General features: G+C 55.9%; 16 protein-coding genes. 11 read left to right on the forward strand and 5 right to left on the reverse strand.

The window, feature by feature from the left end; translation table 11 throughout:
* Positions 1-84: 84 nt before the first annotated feature.
* Positions 85-444, forward strand: coding sequence for a GIY-YIG nuclease family protein (locus M0R30_RS14745; RefSeq protein ID WP_366513111.1), 360 nt, complete (start codon positions 85-87; stop codon positions 442-444).
* Between the two features lie 145 nt (positions 445-589).
* Positions 590-1,213: a hypothetical protein gene (locus M0R30_RS04890; protein ID WP_292544092.1), complete on the forward strand. Its 624-nt coding sequence runs from the start codon at positions 590-592 to the stop codon at positions 1,211-1,213.
* 254 nt (positions 1,214-1,467) lie between these two features.
* Here the strand turns inward: M0R30_RS04890 and M0R30_RS04895 are convergent, their stop codons facing one another.
* On the reverse strand, positions 1,468-3,300 hold the full coding sequence (locus M0R30_RS04895; protein WP_292544093.1) for an AAA family ATPase: 1,833 nt from the start codon (positions 3,298-3,300) through the stop codon (positions 1,468-1,470).
* A gap of 157 nt (positions 3,301-3,457) precedes the next feature.
* Here M0R30_RS04895 and M0R30_RS04900 point away from each other — a divergent pair, with 157 nt between their 5' ends.
* The 9 genes from M0R30_RS04900 to M0R30_RS04940 all read left to right on the forward strand — a co-directional run bounded on the left by M0R30_RS04900 (position 3,458) and on the right by M0R30_RS04940 (position 9,415).
* Positions 3,458-4,000 carry a methyltransferase domain-containing protein gene (locus tag M0R30_RS04900; protein ID WP_292544095.1) on the forward strand — a complete coding sequence of 181 codons (543 nt, stop codon included), beginning with the start codon at positions 3,458-3,460 and terminating at the stop codon, positions 3,998-4,000.
* Positions 3,991-4,596, forward strand: a complete 606-nt coding sequence (locus tag M0R30_RS04905; RefSeq protein ID WP_292544098.1) for a cobalt-factor II C(20)-methyltransferase — start codon at positions 3,991-3,993, stop codon at positions 4,594-4,596. Before M0R30_RS04900 ends, M0R30_RS04905 begins: the two co-directional genes overlap by 10 nt.
* Positions 4,583-5,317, forward strand: coding sequence for a cobalt-precorrin-4/precorrin-4 C(11)-methyltransferase (locus M0R30_RS04910; protein ID WP_292544100.1), 735 nt, complete (start codon positions 4,583-4,585; stop codon positions 5,315-5,317). Before M0R30_RS04905 ends, M0R30_RS04910 begins: the two co-directional genes overlap by 14 nt.
* Positions 5,314-6,186: a cobalt-precorrin 5A hydrolase gene (gene cbiG, locus M0R30_RS04915; RefSeq protein ID WP_292544102.1), complete on the forward strand. Its 873-nt coding sequence runs from the start codon at positions 5,314-5,316 to the stop codon at positions 6,184-6,186. The genes M0R30_RS04910 and cbiG overlap by 4 nt, the downstream gene beginning before the upstream one ends.
* A complete protein-coding gene (gene cobJ / locus M0R30_RS04920) occupies positions 6,170-6,955 on the forward strand; it encodes a precorrin-3B C(17)-methyltransferase (RefSeq protein WP_292544104.1) in 786 nt (261 codons plus the stop codon). The genes cbiG and cobJ overlap by 17 nt, the downstream gene beginning before the upstream one ends.
* The gene (locus M0R30_RS04925; RefSeq protein ID WP_292544106.1) at positions 6,903-7,589 is read left to right on the forward strand and encodes a precorrin-8X methylmutase; all 687 of its coding nucleotides are present in this window, start codon (positions 6,903-6,905) and stop codon (positions 7,587-7,589) included. Before cobJ ends, M0R30_RS04925 begins: the two co-directional genes overlap by 53 nt.
* Positions 7,564-8,571: a cobalt-precorrin-5B (C(1))-methyltransferase gene (locus tag M0R30_RS04930; RefSeq protein ID WP_292544108.1), complete on the forward strand. Its 1,008-nt coding sequence runs from the start codon at positions 7,564-7,566 to the stop codon at positions 8,569-8,571. The genes M0R30_RS04925 and M0R30_RS04930 overlap by 26 nt, the downstream gene beginning before the upstream one ends.
* Positions 8,568-9,149, forward strand: coding sequence for a cobalt-precorrin-7 (C(5))-methyltransferase (locus tag M0R30_RS04935; protein WP_292544111.1), 582 nt, complete (start codon positions 8,568-8,570; stop codon positions 9,147-9,149). Before M0R30_RS04930 ends, M0R30_RS04935 begins: the two co-directional genes overlap by 4 nt.
* Positions 9,150-9,238: 89 nt before the next feature.
* Entirely contained in the window at positions 9,239-9,415 is a 177-nt protein-coding gene (locus M0R30_RS04940; RefSeq protein ID WP_292544113.1) for a hypothetical protein, read from the forward strand.
* Positions 9,416-9,418: 3 nt separating this feature from the next.
* Here M0R30_RS04940 and M0R30_RS04945 read toward each other — a convergent pair whose 3' ends face one another.
* From M0R30_RS04945 to mutS, 4 genes are all read right to left on the reverse strand, one after another.
* Positions 9,419-9,976 carry a hypothetical protein gene (locus M0R30_RS04945; RefSeq protein WP_292544116.1) on the reverse strand — a complete coding sequence of 186 codons (558 nt, stop codon included), beginning with the start codon at positions 9,974-9,976 and terminating at the stop codon, positions 9,419-9,421.
* Positions 9,977-10,048: 72 nt separating this feature from the next.
* Positions 10,049-10,942 carry an A/G-specific adenine glycosylase gene (locus tag M0R30_RS04950; protein ID WP_292544119.1) on the reverse strand — a complete coding sequence of 298 codons (894 nt, stop codon included), beginning with the start codon at positions 10,940-10,942 and terminating at the stop codon, positions 10,049-10,051.
* A gap of 460 nt (positions 10,943-11,402) precedes the next feature.
* The gene (mutL, locus tag M0R30_RS04955) at positions 11,403-13,199 is read right to left on the reverse strand and encodes a DNA mismatch repair endonuclease MutL (RefSeq protein ID WP_292544121.1); all 1,797 of its coding nucleotides are present in this window, start codon (positions 13,197-13,199) and stop codon (positions 11,403-11,405) included.
* Positions 13,196-15,877, reverse strand: a complete 2,682-nt coding sequence (mutS, locus tag M0R30_RS04960; RefSeq protein WP_292544123.1) for a DNA mismatch repair protein MutS — start codon at positions 15,875-15,877, stop codon at positions 13,196-13,198. Before mutS ends, mutL begins: the two co-directional genes overlap by 4 nt.
* Positions 15,878-15,893: the final 16 nt, after the last annotated feature.

Here is a 15,893-nt window from a genome sequence, read left to right on the forward strand (position 1 = left end):
TGCCGGTAAAATTTACTTTGTATCATGATGCTCAATGCGTGTAACATTGAGCCGAATGCAAAAGGAAAAAGTTTGGAGAAAAAAATGGACATAAAATGGTCTTTAATCCACGAACTTAACTCCGGTGACATCTCGAAATATGCCCCAACATCCTCTGGGGTGTATGTGATATGGGTTCACTTCAAAGATGGTAAATGGAGATGTCATTACACTGGACAAGCTGAGAATCTTGAACAAAGACTTTACCAACACATTTCCTCATCGGAGTCGAACACTTCAATTAAATCGGGAGTGTCGAAATTTCGATGTGGATATTGTACAGCGGAAGTTGGATCACAAGCCAACCGTAACGGGATCGAACTATACCTCTACCAAACGTATAAGCCTGAGTGGAATGATATCACGCCACCTGGTACTTCACCAATCCAAGTAAATCTGCCTTAATCCTCATCTTTCTTTTTTGACGAATATAATTGAAAATCTTGTTAGGGTAACTTCGATGCGATGCCTGACGCGGGAAAATGCCGGAGGGTGACGCTACGGAATTCAGATAATTATATACACATGTCAATAAAGATTCCAATCATCTATGGACTTATCAATTAAGGATCGTAAGAATTTATGGAGTGCAGCAGCTGGAATATGCTCCTATCATTTTAATGGGGAGAGTTGTGAAAGAAAGTTATTTACAAAAAATGGAGAGATGGATACAAACTTAGGTGAAGAGTGTCACATTATCGGAGAAAAACCGAGCGCCGCGAGATATCAAGAAAAATTTCAAGATAAAGAAACCTACAAGAACGCAATTTTACTATGTAATGTCCATCATAAACTTGTCGATGATAATCCAGAACTTTATACAATCTCCGTTCTCCAACAAATGAAAACTGAACACGAACAGATAATCTCCGAGAAATTGAAAAAACAAAAAATTTTACCTTTTGTTTTAAAGGACACTCAAATTTTGGTTGAAGGCAATAAAGTGGATGGAGACGTTATCGGATTGGATGTTCAAAGCCCAACAGTTTTTTCTGGTGTTGGGATAGTTGTTCGAAGTAATGAAGCTAAAAGTGTTGTAGGGGCAAGAATTTCTGGAGGTCTGACGGGAATATTGTCTTTTTGTCCAAATTGCGGAAGACCTGTAAGTACAGCATATTCGGGTCAAATGGTTAGTCCGACCAGAGAATGCCCATTCTGCCATCACCAGTTTTGATAATCATCAAATCCTTTGAAAAGATACTTGGACTTGAAAAGTTGTACACTCCGATGGAGTTTAAGTTATAATTATTTTTATAGAGTGGTGCGATGGCCCACGCGCAAAACGCCTAGTCGGGTTTTGCGCTACGCACTTACCTATACGTTTGCGTGATCAAGGATGTTTCCGAGTCGCTACAATCTTGCAGAAAAACTGTATGCAGGAAAAACGAATCGCTCTTTAAAATGAAAAAGATTTTATCTCGATACCAATCAGGTTTTAGTTGAATGCTCAAATTCTTCAAAAATTTGAATTATTTCCTCAAATGGTGAAAAATTATCTTCTTTGGCTTGATTGATATACATTGTTTTAAATCGTCCCGGGCTCACGTTCGCGGCACTTGATAATTTATTGAATAATGTTCGTCCAGGAATCACTTTTTTCCATTCATCATCGTCTCTATCTACCAGATCATTCAAATAAATCCATCTTCGTTCAGTGTGCTCTTTAATAGGTTCGAATGAAAATGCTGAATTTACACGTTTTTGCTCAACTAAAAATGAATTTTCCAAGAGACTCAAATAATCTGATAGATCAATATCATTGATTCCCTTAACGGTAAGGCCAACATTTCCAATTTTTGATTGAACGAGAGAATCCAACTCTAATCGAATGGTGTATGGGATTGATTCTCGAGCGATTTGTTTGAGTTTGTCTCTAATTTTTACCGGGTCACAAAGCCAACTGTCATGAGGCTCCATTTTACAAACCATTCGCGCAATAATTTCCTCGTCTAGGAAATAATTCTCTAAATGATACCGTGGAAGGAATGCGAGATGGTTTGAAGATTTCGACACTAAATCGGTCATTACATTCTCTGGAAGACTGCTATCATGATCTGATATCATAAAAAAATCTATGCCCCATAGGGATTTTGACAATACACCCTCAACTATTTTTGAGAATGATAAAATGGTCTGTCTACTACCGCTCGGAACGAGCACGTATTGAGGGAAGTGAGATCCCATGATCTCACCATATGTTTGCTTATCCAAACTAGATTCCGAACCCTCGATTAAGACTATCTTCTTCCCAAGTGCGATGACACCTAAATTTTGTCCAAGCAAATTAAGTGCTATCGCTTTTTCATCATCTTTAAAAACAGATACGGCTTGATTTTCCCCTCCATTTTTTGGTTTGATAAAAATTACAGAATGGTTCAGTGATTGCGTAATGATGTCCGGTGAATGAGTACAAAAAATAAATTGATTTCTTTCACCAACATTTTCAAGGGCTCTCAAAAGACGGAAACTCAGTTCTGGATGAAGGTGCACTTCTGGTTCATCAAAAAAAATAATACAATCCTTTGGATCATGTAGAAGTAAATCAAATACAACTGTGAATACTTCCCGTTCGCCAGAACTTAATGTGTCAATTGATAGAAGTTGCCCATTTTCTATATACTGTATAACAGGATTATTTAATGGAATATCTGCAAGTTTTTTTGGAAACAACAATAAATCAAATGTAGTTTTAAATTTCTCTAATGGGTCAATAGGATTAATAGGCATTTCTTTTTTGCCAGCCTTTCTTAACTCTTCATATCTTTGGGAAACTTCTGTTCGATAATGACCAATTTTCCTGTATAATGCGTGAATTGTATCCTGATATCTATTCTTGAATGGATTCATCATAAGATTCCACACAACATCTTCATCGAAAGGATCTGGAAAATTCCAGCTCCATTGAAACGGTGCAATTTGTTCGAACGTTCTTGATGAATCAAAATTCAAGATACTACTTTCAAATTTCCCCCGTTTCCGGTTTTTTTGAAGGTGCTGACGCAATAAGTTTGAATCGTTTTGATCAAGTGTATTAAGTGATTTCTTTTTCCAAGAATCTCTTTCACCAGATGAAGTAGCCTCAATATTGAGAGAACGTGACGGATCTGCCTGTGGATTTTGAAGAAGGCCAATGATTTGCTGGATTAAACGTGTTTTTCCAATTCCATTGGGTCCGGCTAGTACTATAATCGTTGATAAATTTGTTGCTTCGAAATTGTCAATAGGGGGCTTATTTTGAATTTTAATTGACGTAATTCGCATATTGAGGCCTCAAAATAATTATTTGCTTTTTACTCCCGCCATTGGTATAAAATTTGCTTTATGATTTTTTACCTGTCGTAAGATGGATTCATTATTTCGAACCGCACGTTAACCGAAAACAACCCTTAATACCCTCCCCAAACAAAACTTGAGCAGAATGCCTCCCGAAAAACTCCCCGGCGGCCCGACCCAGGACGAGATCATGGCAGTCTCGCTCCAGAAGCTCGGACTCCGCAGCACAGACACTGTTCTGGAAATCGGCTGCGGCACCGGGAAGGTCTCGGTCGCGATGGCCCGCGAAGTAAAGTCCGTGATCGCCATCGACATCCGCCCCGAAGCGATCACGCTCGCAACCAAGACGGCAAAGGAGGCCGGCGTGAAAAATATTAATTTCTCCTGCACCGAAGCAACAGCGTTCCTGCAAAGTAACGAAGTGTACGACTGCGCATTCCTCGGCGGCACAAAGCACCTTGCAAAGATCCTTCCGGTACTCGCAAAGAAAGTGAAGCGGACGATCGTGGTAAACGCTGTGCTCCTCTCCACGGTCTCGGACGCAGTCACGGTCCTGAAAGACCTCGGGCTCTTTTGTGAAGTTGTGCAGGTGCAGGTCTCGCGGTCGCACGGGATTGCCGGCAGTATCATGTTCAAGCCCATCGATCCCGTCTTTATTATTGTCGCACGGGGTGCTGCATGCTCGTAGGCCTTGGCCTCGGGCCGGGAAACCCGGAGCTCCTGACGCTCCGTGCGGTGCGGCTCCTGAAGGAAGCCGATACCGTCTTTGTGCCCGGCCGGATTGCGCACGACCTCGTGGCCCCGTACCGCGAACCCGTCATGCTCGATTTCCCGATGACGGACGATGAGGCAAAGATCCGCTCGTGCATGAAGGAGAACGCACGGAAGATCGCGCCCGTTGCGCAGGACGGCCTCGCGGTCTTCGGGATCCTGGGCGACCCGAACTTCTTCTCCACGTTCTCTCGGCTCTGTGCCGTGATCGCGGAGACGCACCCGAAGGTTGAGTTCCGGACCGAGCCGGGGATCAGCTCCATCACCGCGTTTGCCGCCGCTGCCGGTGTGCCGGTGAACCAGGGCTTCACCGTCTCGGACGGTACGGTGTCGGAAACGATGATTCTCTTAAAAGTCCGGCACCCGAAAGCCACCGCGGAGAGCCTGCGGGCCAAAGACTATTGCGAGTTCGTGCTGGTCGAGCGGATGTTCTTCGATGACATGAAAGTGTACCGGAACGATGAACTGCCGGAGAAGAGTGATTACATGAGCGTGATGTATGCCCGTAAATAATGACGCGAACGTGATCTGGTTCGTTGGCGCCGGGGCCGGCGACCCGGAACTGATCACGGTCAAGGGAAGGAAGCTGCTGGACAAAGCCGAGGTGCTGGTCTACGCGGGCTCGCTCGTCAGCCCGGCGCTTGTCGAGACCTGCCCGGCAGAGGAGAAGGTGGACAGCTGGGACCGGAAGCTCGACGAGATTGTTGCCATCATGATCGACCGGGCACAGAAAGGAAAGCGGGTCGTGCGGCTCCACTCCGGCGACTCAGCGATCTTCGGCTCGATTGTCGAGCAGATCGCAGAGCTGGAGAAAGCCGGGCTCACGGTGAAGATCGTCCCCGGGGTCTCATCGGTTTTCGCTGCGGCAGCAGCCCTCACCACGGAGTACACGCCAAAGGGCGTAGCGGACACGCTCATCATCACCCGGCCTGCGGGTAAGACACTTGAAGTGGATTACATCCCCGAGCTCTCGAAAGTCCCGGCAACGATCGCGTTCTTCCTGGGGAGCGAGCATTTCTCGGAAATCACGGAAAAGCTCTCCTGCCCGAAAGACACGCCCGCGATCGTCATCTACCACGCCTCGTGGCCCGACCAGCAGATCATCCGGGGCACGGTTGCCGATATCGCACAGAAAGCACAATCCGCCGGCATCACGCGGTCGGCCCTGCTCATTGTCGGGCACGCCGTGCTCGGGACCGCCTGCGACTACACGCGATCGCACCTCTACTCATGAACGACACGGTTGTCATCACGTTCCCGTATTCCCGCACGGATGCAGAACGTATCGCGGCATTTCTTAATGCGGATATCGTGGAATACTCGTCGGATATTTTCAGCACGGTATTTGCAGGCCGCAAACGGATCGTTGCCCTGATGTCGATGGGGATCGTGGTGCGGAAGATCGCATCGCTGCTGGACGATAAGTGGACCGATCCTGCGGTTGTGGTCGTGAGCCCGGACCTCCGGTTCGCGGTGCCGGTCCTCGGCGGGCACCACGGGGCAAACTCGCTTGCAAAGGAACTGGCCGGCCTCGGCCTTGTGCCGGTCATCACCACCGCAACGGAGTCCCGGGGCCGGGACTCTGTCGAGACTATTGCGGAACGGACAGGCACCGAAGTCCTGAACCGGGACTCCACCCGGCAGGTGAACGCAGCGCTGCTGGAGAACGATATCCCGGTCCATGCGGTCCACGGTCCTGCCATCGTGCTCGCGGGTCCCGGCGTCTCGCTGCTCGTCAGGAAAGGCGTGTACTCGGTCGGCATCGGGTGCCGGAAAGGGATCCGGCCGGAGGAAGTCTCGGATGCGGTCCGGACCGCCCTTGCGGAGAACGGGATCGCACCGGAGGACGTCCTCATCTACGCGACCACGCAAAAAAAGTTCAACGAGACCGGCCTTGTCGAGGCGGTCGCATCGCTTTCCGGGAATTTAATATTCCTTGATGACGATACCATAAACGCACAGGCAGGCACCGGCCCCTCGCGGGCAACCCGGCTCGGGCTCCTTGGTGTTGCCGAGCCCTGCGCCCTTGCCGTGTCAGGGAGCAGGACCCTTGTCATGGGAAAGAAAGTTTTCGGGAGAGTGACCGTTGCCATCGCACGTTAAAGGAGAGAAAGGGACCCTTGCCATTGTCGGCCTCGGGCCGGGGCTGCTGGAGTACATCACTCCCCGTGCCATGAAAGCGGTGGCAAAAGCCGAATATGTGCTCGGCCACTCCACGTATCTCAAGCCGCTCGAACCGCTGCTTGCCGGCAAGCAGGTCATCAGCAGTACCATGGGAAAGGAAGTGGACCGGGCAAAAAAGGCGATCGAACTCGCCCGGACAAACCATGTCGCGATCGTTTCCGGCGGCGATGCCGGGGTGTACGGCATGGCAAGCATTGTCCTTGAAGTGCTGGAGCGCGAAGGCGTGGATATCCCGGTCGAGGTGGTCCCGGGCGTGACCGCGGCCAATGCCGCTGCGTCCCGGGTAGGCTCGCCCCTCTCCGGGGACTTTGCCGTGATCAGCCTCTCCGACCTTCTCACGCCGCTTGACGTGATCGAACAGCGGCTTGACGCGGTCTTCACGCTCGGGATCCCGGTCGTCCTGTATAATCCGAAGAGCCGGGGCCGGCCGGACAACCTTGCGCTGGCCATCGGGATTGCGCGGAAACATCTTGGGCCGGGGACACCGGTCGGGATTGTTAAAAATGCCCTGCGCGAGGACGAGAAGACGCTCGTCACAACGCTCGGGGCAATGGAACAATCGATGGACGCCGTTGACATGCACACGACGGTTATCATCGGGGGAACAGAGAGCAGGATCTGGAGGATGAGAGACGATGTCAAAGGAATCATCACGCCACGCGGGTACCACCGGAAATACGTATATTGACGTTGGTGCCGACACACAGGAAGGCTTTGCGATCTCGTCAAAGTCACGGGCACTTGCACGAGAAGCGATCGGCAACGAGACGCCCGAAGACCGCGTGAAGCAGCGGTGCTCGATCGCGGTCGGCGATTTTGCGATGGCGGACCTGATGCGGTTTGTGAACAACCCCGTCCCAGCGGTCCTCGAAGCACTCAGGCAGGGAGCCCCCATTATCACCGACATCCGGATGGTCCAGATAGGCATCCAGAAGAAGGGGCATACGAGCAAAGTGCTCTGCGCCCTTGACTTCGGCGCCGATATCGTCAAAGAAAAAGGGATCACGCGGAGCTCGGCCGGGTTCATCGCGCTGAAAGACCGGCTTCCCGGGTCGATTGTCGTGATCGGGAATGCCCCATCAGCGCTGCTCTCGCTCTGCTCGATGGCCCGCGACGGCATCCGGCCGGCCGCGATCATCGGTGCGCCGGTCGGCTTCGTCAACGCCGCCGAGTCCAAGGAAGTGCTGCGGGCGCTTGACATCCCCTCGATCTCTTCGGAAGGGACGCGGGGCGGGACACCGGTTGCCGTTGCCGCGGTCAACGAGTGCATCACCATGTATATCGAGGCTTCAGGTCATGCGGGACCCGGTCACCGGCTTTGAATACCCGGACGCGTGGGTCGGGCGGTGCCAGGACCCCGACAAGCTGGCGCTCGTAAAAAAAGGCCTTGCCGTTCTCACCTCAACGGGCCTCGTCCTTGTGCGGGGGTTCACCACCGGCACGACTGCCGCAGCGGCCTGCAAGGCAGCGGTCCTCTCGCTTGGGGGTGCAGCGGTCACGTCCGTCCCGGTCACGCTCCCCTGCGGGCTGACCGTCGATGTTGCCGCCGAGGGTGCTGCGGGGCGGGCAACTGCCAGGAAAATCCCCGGGGATTATCCCGGCGATGTCACGGCCGGCCTCCTCTTTGTTGCCGAGGCGGTCAGGAAAGAAAATGGCATTCATCTCTCATTTTTGGAAGGCATCGGGAGGTTTTCCCGGGATACCCCGCGCTACCGGGCCGGCGCTCCTGCGGTCAGCCCCCCGGCCATGGCCTGCATCGAGGCATCCGTTGAGGAGGCCCTCAGAACAACCGGCCAGCCCGGCATCGAGGTGCGGCTCCACATCCCCAAGGGAAAAGAGATCGGGAAGATCACCTTAAACCCCCGGATCGGCGTCGTGGGAGGCATCTCGGTCCTCGGCACCACGGGCCTTGTCGAACCCTGGGACGACCACCTCACCTCCTCCACCATCTACCGGATCTCGGCTGCGGAACACCCGGTCCTCACGACCGGGCGCACCGGCCTCCGGTTTGCCCGGCTGATGTATCCCGACCGCGAGGTGATACTCATCGGGGGAAAGATCGAACGGTCTGTTGAAGCGGTCCGTGGCGATGCGATCCTTTTTGGCCTCCCCGCTCTCATCCTCCGGTATATCAACCCGCAGGTCCTCGAGGGGACCGGGTCCGCGACCGTTGAGGAACTGTCGGTCACCCCGGCCTTTCCTGCGATCGTAAAGGTGAACCTTGCCGCGTTTAAGGCACGGTATCCCCGTATCAGCGTGGTGCTGGTGGACCGGGAAGGGCAGGTCATAGGAGAGAGTCCATGAAGATCATTGGTGTCGGCTGCGGCCCGGGGCTGCTCACGGAACAGGCAATAAAGGAACTGAAGGCGGCCCGGAGTGCGTACGGGTCGGAGCGGGCAATCGAGCTGGCAAAGCCCTATCTCCGCTCCACCTGCCGGGTCAAGTCCATCGACGATTTCAAGAGCCTGAACAGGCTCCCGCAGGACTCGGTCATCCTCTCGACCGGCGACCCCATGCTTGCCGGCCTCGGGTACCTGACCGGCGAGGTCATCCCGGGCATCTCCTCGCTCCAGCTCGCAACCTCCCGCCTCCACATCCCCCTCTCCCGGGTATCCGTGGTCGTTGCCCACGGGCGGGGCCACGAGAAGGGCATGACCGACACGGTCGAGGAACTGAAACGGGGGAAGATCGTCTTCCTCCTTGCGGACCCGAAGTTCGATGTCAATGAACTGTACTCGCGGCTCCAGCGCCTCGCCATTCCCCTGCAGATCGCGGTCTGCGAGAACCTCGGGTACCCGGAGGAGAAGATCGCGGTCGCTCCGGTAGAGACACCCCCCGGGACCACGGCGGCTCTTTACTCGCTTGTCATCGGCAATTTCTGACGGATCAAAAAATCGTCAGGCCGGAAAAAGCCCGACAACAACCTTTTTTCCCAAACCGTGTCAATTACTGGTAGGGAGGTATCATTCCCATGGACAAGGCAACAAGGACACAGTTCAGCATCGGATTATTTACTCTCGGTTTTGTCATGATCGCGGTCCAGGACTTAAAACGGCTCGACACGATCAATCTCGGGTTCACCTGGCCGTTTGCGCTGATGTTCTACCTCGGGCTGATCTTCATGGCCATCGGGTATTATCTCAAGTAACGATCACGTTTTCTTTTTTGTTCCGGCCTTCGGTTCCGCTGCCTTTTCAATCTTGATCTCGCACTGGCGGTTCCCGGTGCACATGGTCCTGACAAAACGGGCGGTGTACTCTTTGTTGAGGACCGTCGTGGCAGTCAGGGTGAATGCCATGCACCGCCGGAATGCCGGGTTTACGGTACTCCCGGAAGTGTCACCGTGCTCCAGGAACGGGCACCGCTTGATGATAATCACCGACCTGTCTGAAGATATTTCGAGGGCTTCGGCCCCAAAGCCGGGGCCGAACAAAATCACGAGCACCATCCGCATCGTTTCGGCAAGGTCCTGCGCACTCCCCACCGGCAGGGAAAGGTCCCGGGCAATCGTGAACGCGGTACGGGAGAGTCCCATCCAGACCTCCTGCTCGATCTCGTCGTACCGTTCGCCAACAACCGGGCGGAATGCGGTATCGTACATGGCAGGCAGGCGTGCGGCGAACTGTGCTGCAAGCCGCCACCGGGTCTCTTCAGGAATATCCCTGAGGCCGATCATCGAAAGCTCCGTATCCTGATCGTTGTATTGCATACCGGTATTATCAATTGTTGGATGGTTACAGAAGACAGGTCCGACCGTATGGCTGGTTGCCGTTGCCTGCAATCAGGAGACGAGCATAATTTTCGTCCCGGTCTTCCGGATGAATCCCTCGTCTTCGAGCTCAGCAAGGATCCTGAGTACCCGGCTCTTCTCTTCCCCCAGTTCCCGGACGATTGCCGCGGGAGCCGTCCCGCCCCGGGACAGGAGCAGTTTCAGTACCTGCCCGCGGATCCGCCGGTCGGAGCCTTCGAATGCGGACTGTTTTGTATAGTGCACACTTTTCCGGTTCGGGTTCGGGACGCTTTTTTTCAGCAACGTGCCGAGGTCCATCAGTGCCCAGTACCAGACCCGCGGGTCATCGAGATAGAGCGCTTTTCCGACAAGCGGGAGGATCTCGTCGTCCCGCACCGCGTCCCTGTCATGGAAGAAATAATGGATGAAGACCCTGCGGATGTTCGTCTCTATGAAGACAACGGGCAGGTTGAAGGCAAAGGCGGCGATGGACGATGCCGTGGCATGGCCGATGCCGGGAAACGTGGCAAGGGTTTCAACATCCCGGGGAAGGATGCCCCTGAATTCCTCAGTAACCCGGATGGCGCATTTCTGCAATGCAATCGCCCGCCGGTTATACCCCATCCCCTGCCAGACGCGGAGAATATCCGCAAGCGGTGCGTGTGCAAGTGCCGTAAAGTCCGGGAATGCCGCAATGAACTCCGGGTATTTTATGGTGACCCGTTCGACCTGCGTCTGCTGGAGCATGATCTCCGAGACGAGGATATGGTACGGATCGGTGGTATGGCGCCAGGGCATGTCATGGCGGCCGGACTGCTCGTAGTGCGAGAGTACCATCTGCCGGAACGCGGCAATGCCCTGCTCGCTGTCTTCAAAAGAAATGGGTGGTGTTGTCCCATCGAGATGCATCTGTTTAGTCTCTGGCTTATTCTTGCGGGCGGGCATTTTTCGTACTCCCGGGTAATATGGGAGAGGGTATAATCCTGAAGGTAAGGGCAACGGGAGATTTTTCATTTTAGGAATATTGATTTTAAATTCTGTGATTATGTAACCGGAAACTCTAAAATGTGACAATATGTCCGGAATGTATTCACCGAAACGATGAACGCCGCTACAGTCAAGGTTTTTTTATAAAATTACGATTCCACCCACCCCCTACGGGGGTCGCTCGGGCGCCTCGTCGGGCCCTCGCTGGGCAAGATGGTTAATCGGAAAACATGTATGCCGGAAGGGGGTCAAGGGGTGCTCCCCTTGGGCTGCCTCCCCCTTTGGGGGAGAGAGGGGGTCACCCTCATAACTACCACAGAGGATTCCCAAACTGCGTATAAATCGAGGATTTCAACAGGACTAAAATTTCCAATCCATCACGTCCGCTTAAACATCCGGAGGAGTTTATAGCGAACCTTCAGGTTCGCTTAAACATCCCATCCAAATCAACCTTCGAAAACCGTACCATCGTGGGGCGGCCGTGCGGGCAGGTGAAGGGATTTTTCGTGAGCCGGAGCTGGTCGGCCACACGCTGGCACTGCTCCTGCGTGCAGACCGTCCCGGCCTTGATTGCCCCCCGGCACGCAACAATGCGGGTGATGCGTTCCCGGTTATCGACCCGCTGGCCCCGTTCAGGGCTTGTCACGTCGCTGATGATGTCCTCGAGAAGCGACGTGTCCTCCAGTTTCCCGAGCACAACCGGAATCGCACGGACAACGAAGGTGTCCCTGCCGAACTCCTCGATATGGAACCCTTCCTCTGCGAGTGCCGGCAGGAGGTCGGCAAGAATCGCGCTCTCGCGGGGAGTCCGGTGGAGGATCACGGGGGCGATTAGTTCCTGGACGCGCTTCTCCTTCCCGTCTTTCCTGCCCGCGAGCTCGTACAGGATCCGTTCGTGCGCCGCGTGCTGGTCGATGACAAGGAGTTCCCCGGTCTCGGTTGTGGCAAGGATATAGATCCCGCCGAATTCACCGATGACCCGGAGGGGAGGGAGGCTGCCTGCCGGGACGGGTCCCGCCGCCAGTTCGGTCTGACGGAGCTGGCGGTCGGTGGCTGTTGTTCCCGTATGCGTGGGTTCGCTGACAATGCCAGGCTGGATGGATGAATATATGTACGGGCGGGACTGTTCCGGCAGGGACGTGCCGGTAGTGATGGCCGGTGCCAGTGCCGGGCCTGACCGGATGTCCGGGATGAGATCGTGGCCGGACAGGGCATCCCTGATGGCATCGCATACCGCCCGGGTGATCTCCGGTTCCCGTGAGATGCGGACCAGTTTTTTTGTGGGGTGGACGTTGACGTCGACCAGGCCGGTCCCGGTCTCAAGGGAGAGGAACGCGACCGGGAACCGGTCTTTCGGGAGCAGGGTCCCGTACCCTTCCTTTATCGCATTCGTGATCGCCGGGGAGGAGACGTAGCGCCCGTTGATCGCGATAAATATCCGGGCATGGTCCTTTCGCGAGAGCGAGGGCCGGGAAATGTGCCCGGTGATCTTCAGGAGCGAACCGCTTCCCGTCACCGGGACGAGGTCGCGGACAACTGCGGTACCGAATATCCGGGCAATCGTGTCAAGGGAAGACGGGCTTTTGTCCGTCACCACCAGTTCCGACCCGTTTACTGAAAGGCGGAACGCGATTTTGGGGTTTGCGAGGAAGATGCCCTCCAGCATGTCGTGGATATGGGCAAGTTCCGTGTTCCTGGTCTTCTGGAATTTTTTCCGGGCCGGGGTATTGTAGAACAGGTCCTCGACAAGCACGCTCGTTCCTCCGGGCGCACCCACCGGGACATTCTCGATCACGTCTCCCCCGGCGATGACGATCCGTGTCCCGGCAGCAAGGTCATCGTTGTTCGGCCGGGTGAAGAGGGTGACGCGGGAGACTGCCGCGATGCTCGCCAGCGCTTCGCCCCGGAACCCCATGGTCCTGATGGTGTCGAGATCGGTGATGCCGACAATCTTGCTCGTTGCATGGGGGGTGAACGCGAGCAGCGCATCGGACGGCGACATGCCGGCGCCGTCATCGGTGACGCGGACGGAGGTGATGTCGGTCCGTGAAGAGAGGACCTCGATCCGGATCGACCGAGCGCCGGCATCGATCGCGTTCTCCACCAGTTCCTTGACAACCGAGGCCGGCCGCTCCACTACCTCGCCGGCCGCGATCTTGTTGACCGTTGCCTGGTCGAGGACCCGGATGACCGGTGTGGTGCTGCCGTGTTTCATCCGTTACTCCCGTTGCCTTCGAGATTCCGCTTCAGTTCCGTGATCTTCGAGAGTGCCTGGAGCGGGGTCATCTCGTCCGGGTTCATGTTCCCCAGTTCTTCCAGCACCGGGTGGGGCGTGTCCGCCGGGGCCTTTGCCTGATCATCCACGAGAAGGATCTGGGTATACCGCTGGGGGCGGGTACCTCCCTTGACCGGCCCGTTCATGTTCTCGTCAAGCAGCGCCTCCGCCCGTTCGGTCACCTTCTTCGGGATGCCGGCGAGCCGCGCTACGTGAATACCGTAACTCTTGTCGGTGGCGCCCGGGATGATCTTCCGGAGGAAGACTACCTCGTCCTTTGTCTCCTTCACCGCGAAGTGGTAATTTTTTACCCGTTTGAGGTGCTCTTCCATCGCAATGAGCTCGTGGAAATGCGTGGCAAAGAGAGTCTTTGGGCCGGCGCCGGATTTCCCGTGCAGGTATTCGAGTACTGCGCGGGCGATCGACGACCCGTCCGCGGTACTCGTCCCCCGCCCGATCTCGTCAAGGATGACAAGGCTCCTTGGCGTGACGTTGTTGAGGATGTTTGCCAGCTCCAGCATCTCGACAAAGAACGTGCTCTGGCCGCTCGCCAGGTCGTCGAACGCCCCGACACGGGTGAAGATCCGGTCGAGGACGCCGATGCGTGCGTGGCGTGCCGGGACAAAACTGCCGGCCTGCGCCATGATGCAGATGAGCGCCGTTGCCCGCATGTACGTGGACTTGCCGGCCATGTTTGCGCCGGTGATGATCATGATCTGCGTGGCGCTGCCGGAGAGTTCCGTATCGTTCGGGATGAATCCTCCTGCCACGCCCTGCTCGACCACCGGGTGCCGCCCGTCGCGGATGGTGATCGTGTCGCTGTCATCGAGCTGCGGGCGCACGTAATTCCGGACCTGTGCCACTTCCGCGAGTGCCGCTGCAACATCGAGCACGGCGATCCCGTTTGCTATGGACTGGAATGCGGGGATACTCTTTCGCAGGGTATCGAGGAGTTGTGAGTATAATTCCCGTTCGAGAATGAGCACCCGCTCATCGGCATTCGTGATGAGCACTTCTTTCTCGCGTAGTTCGGGGATTGTGTACCGCTCACCGGTCGCCGTGGTCTGCTTGCGCTCGTACCGCGGGGGGACGAGCGGGACGTTGGGCTTTGTCACATCGATGTAATACCCGAAGATGCGGTTGTACCCGATCTTGAGGGATTTGATACCGGTTGCTTCCCGCTCCTTCTCCTGCAGCTCGACGATCCAGTCCTTTCCCGAATGCAGGACGCCGCGGATTGAATCGAGTTCTCCGCTATAGCCGGTCCGGATGACCCCCCCGTTCCGGGCAATGGCCGGGGGGTCGTCCGTGATCGCCCTCCCGATGAGATCGATGACCTCCGGCAAATCCCGGATCCCTGCAAGGGCTTCGGAGACGAGGGCCGGCTGGCCGGCATTGTTGATCTCTGTTACGCACTGCCTGAGCCCGGGAAGGGCAGCGAGCGTTTCCGCGAGTGCGACCAGGTCACGGGGGCCGGCGTTCCCGTACGCGATGCGTGCCGCGATCCGCTCGATGTCGCCGCAGGATTTGAGCTGGTCCCGGAGGGAGAGCCGTGCGGCAGTTTTTCCTGCAAGGAATTCCACGGCGTCAAGCCGGTGGTTGATTGCGGCAATATCCGTGAGCGGCCGCGTGAGGTGGCTGTTTAAGAGCCGGCTCCCCATCGGGGTCAGTGTCAGGTCGAGCGAGGCAAAGAGGGTTGCCCCTTTCGTGCCGGCCCGGATGCTCTCACGGACTTCGAGGTTGCGCAGCGTAACGGCGTCCAGCACCAGGGACTGGCCGGAGGTGCGCATCGAGAGGCCGCTGATGTGGGGGAGGGTTGCGTGCTGCGTCTCCTGTGCATAGGCCAGCGCGGCGCCCGCAGCACCGGTTGCGCACGCAGCCCCGTCGAACCCGAATCCGCCAAGCGATGCAACATGGAAATGCCCGCACAGGTGCTGCCGAGCCCGGTCTTCTCCGAACAGCTCGTCCCGGCATACGGTCACGACAACACCGGTGTCCCGGATACGCTGGCGGGCCGGCTCCGGCAGCGATGCCGGCACGATGCATTCGGCCGGGCGGTACCGTGCAATTTCCGAACGGAGCCCTTCGAGCCCGGGGTCGTGGGCCGTGGTGGCTGCAAAGAATTCCCCGGTGGAGATGTCGAGGAGGGCAATGCCCCATTCCTGCAGTTTTGCGTCCGGGGATGCCGCCATCAGGTACGTGGCCGCGACCGAGGGGACGAGCGCGGAATCGATCACCGTGCCGGGCGTGATGACCCGCACGATCTCGCGCTTCACAATCCCCTTGGCGGTCTTCGGGTCCTCGACCTGCTCGCAGATTGCCACCCGGTAGCCCTTGCCGATCAGTTTTGCAATGTACCCGTCAACCGCGTGGTACGGGACACCGGCAAGGGGGATCCGGTTATCGCCGCTCCGTGAACGGGAGGTGAGCACGATCTCCAGCTCCCGGGACACCAGTTCCGCGTCGGCCTCGAACGTCTCGTAAAAGTCGCCGATGCGGAAGAAGACAATCGTGTCCGGGTGCTGCTCCTTTGCTTCGCGGTACTGCCGCATGACCGGAGTCAGGCGGGTGCCGTTCTCGTCCTCTGTCCTGCTGTCAGCCCCGGCTTCGCGTACCATATCGTGCTGATAGGTA

It is taken from the genome of Methanoregula sp., from assembly GCF_023227875.1.
Taxonomy (GTDB): Archaea; Halobacteriota; Methanomicrobia; order Methanomicrobiales; family Methanospirillaceae; genus Methanoregula.

What these genes read in the sequence shown, in the direction of transcription:
- M0R30_RS04905 (WP_292544098.1), top strand. Translation starts at nt 3,991, where the DNA reads ATGCTCGTAGGCCTTGGCCTCGGGCCGGGAAACCCGGAGCTCCTGACG.
- M0R30_RS14745 (WP_366513111.1), top strand. Translation starts at nt 85, where the DNA reads ATGGACATAAAATGGTCTTTAATCCACGAACTTAACTCCGGTGACATC.
- M0R30_RS04910 (WP_292544100.1), top strand. Translation starts at nt 4,583, where the DNA reads ATGCCCGTAAATAATGACGCGAACGTGATCTGGTTCGTTGGCGCCGGG.
- M0R30_RS04895 (WP_292544093.1), bottom strand. Translation starts at nt 3,300, where the DNA reads ATGCGAATTACGTCAATTAAAATTCAAAATAAGCCCCCTATTGACAAT.
- mutS (WP_292544123.1), bottom strand. Translation starts at nt 15,877, where the DNA reads ATGGTACGCGAAGCCGGGGCTGACAGCAGGACAGAGGACGAGAACGGC.
- M0R30_RS04890 (WP_292544092.1), top strand. Translation starts at nt 590, where the DNA reads ATGGACTTATCAATTAAGGATCGTAAGAATTTATGGAGTGCAGCAGCT.
- M0R30_RS04940 (WP_292544113.1), top strand. Translation starts at nt 9,239, where the DNA reads ATGGACAAGGCAACAAGGACACAGTTCAGCATCGGATTATTTACTCTC.
- M0R30_RS04930 (WP_292544108.1), top strand. Translation starts at nt 7,564, where the DNA reads ATGCGGGACCCGGTCACCGGCTTTGAATACCCGGACGCGTGGGTCGGG.
- M0R30_RS04935 (WP_292544111.1), top strand. Translation starts at nt 8,568, where the DNA reads ATGAAGATCATTGGTGTCGGCTGCGGCCCGGGGCTGCTCACGGAACAG.
- M0R30_RS04900 (WP_292544095.1), top strand. Translation starts at nt 3,458, where the DNA reads ATGCCTCCCGAAAAACTCCCCGGCGGCCCGACCCAGGACGAGATCATG.
- M0R30_RS04945 (WP_292544116.1), bottom strand. Translation starts at nt 9,976, where the DNA reads ATGCAATACAACGATCAGGATACGGAGCTTTCGATGATCGGCCTCAGG.
- cbiG (WP_292544102.1), top strand. Translation starts at nt 5,314, where the DNA reads ATGAACGACACGGTTGTCATCACGTTCCCGTATTCCCGCACGGATGCA.
- M0R30_RS04950 (WP_292544119.1), bottom strand. Translation starts at nt 10,942, where the DNA reads ATGCCCGCCCGCAAGAATAAGCCAGAGACTAAACAGATGCATCTCGAT.
- mutL (WP_292544121.1), bottom strand. Translation starts at nt 13,199, where the DNA reads ATGAAACACGGCAGCACCACACCGGTCATCCGGGTCCTCGACCAGGCA.
- M0R30_RS04925 (WP_292544106.1), top strand. Translation starts at nt 6,903, where the DNA reads ATGTCAAAGGAATCATCACGCCACGCGGGTACCACCGGAAATACGTAT.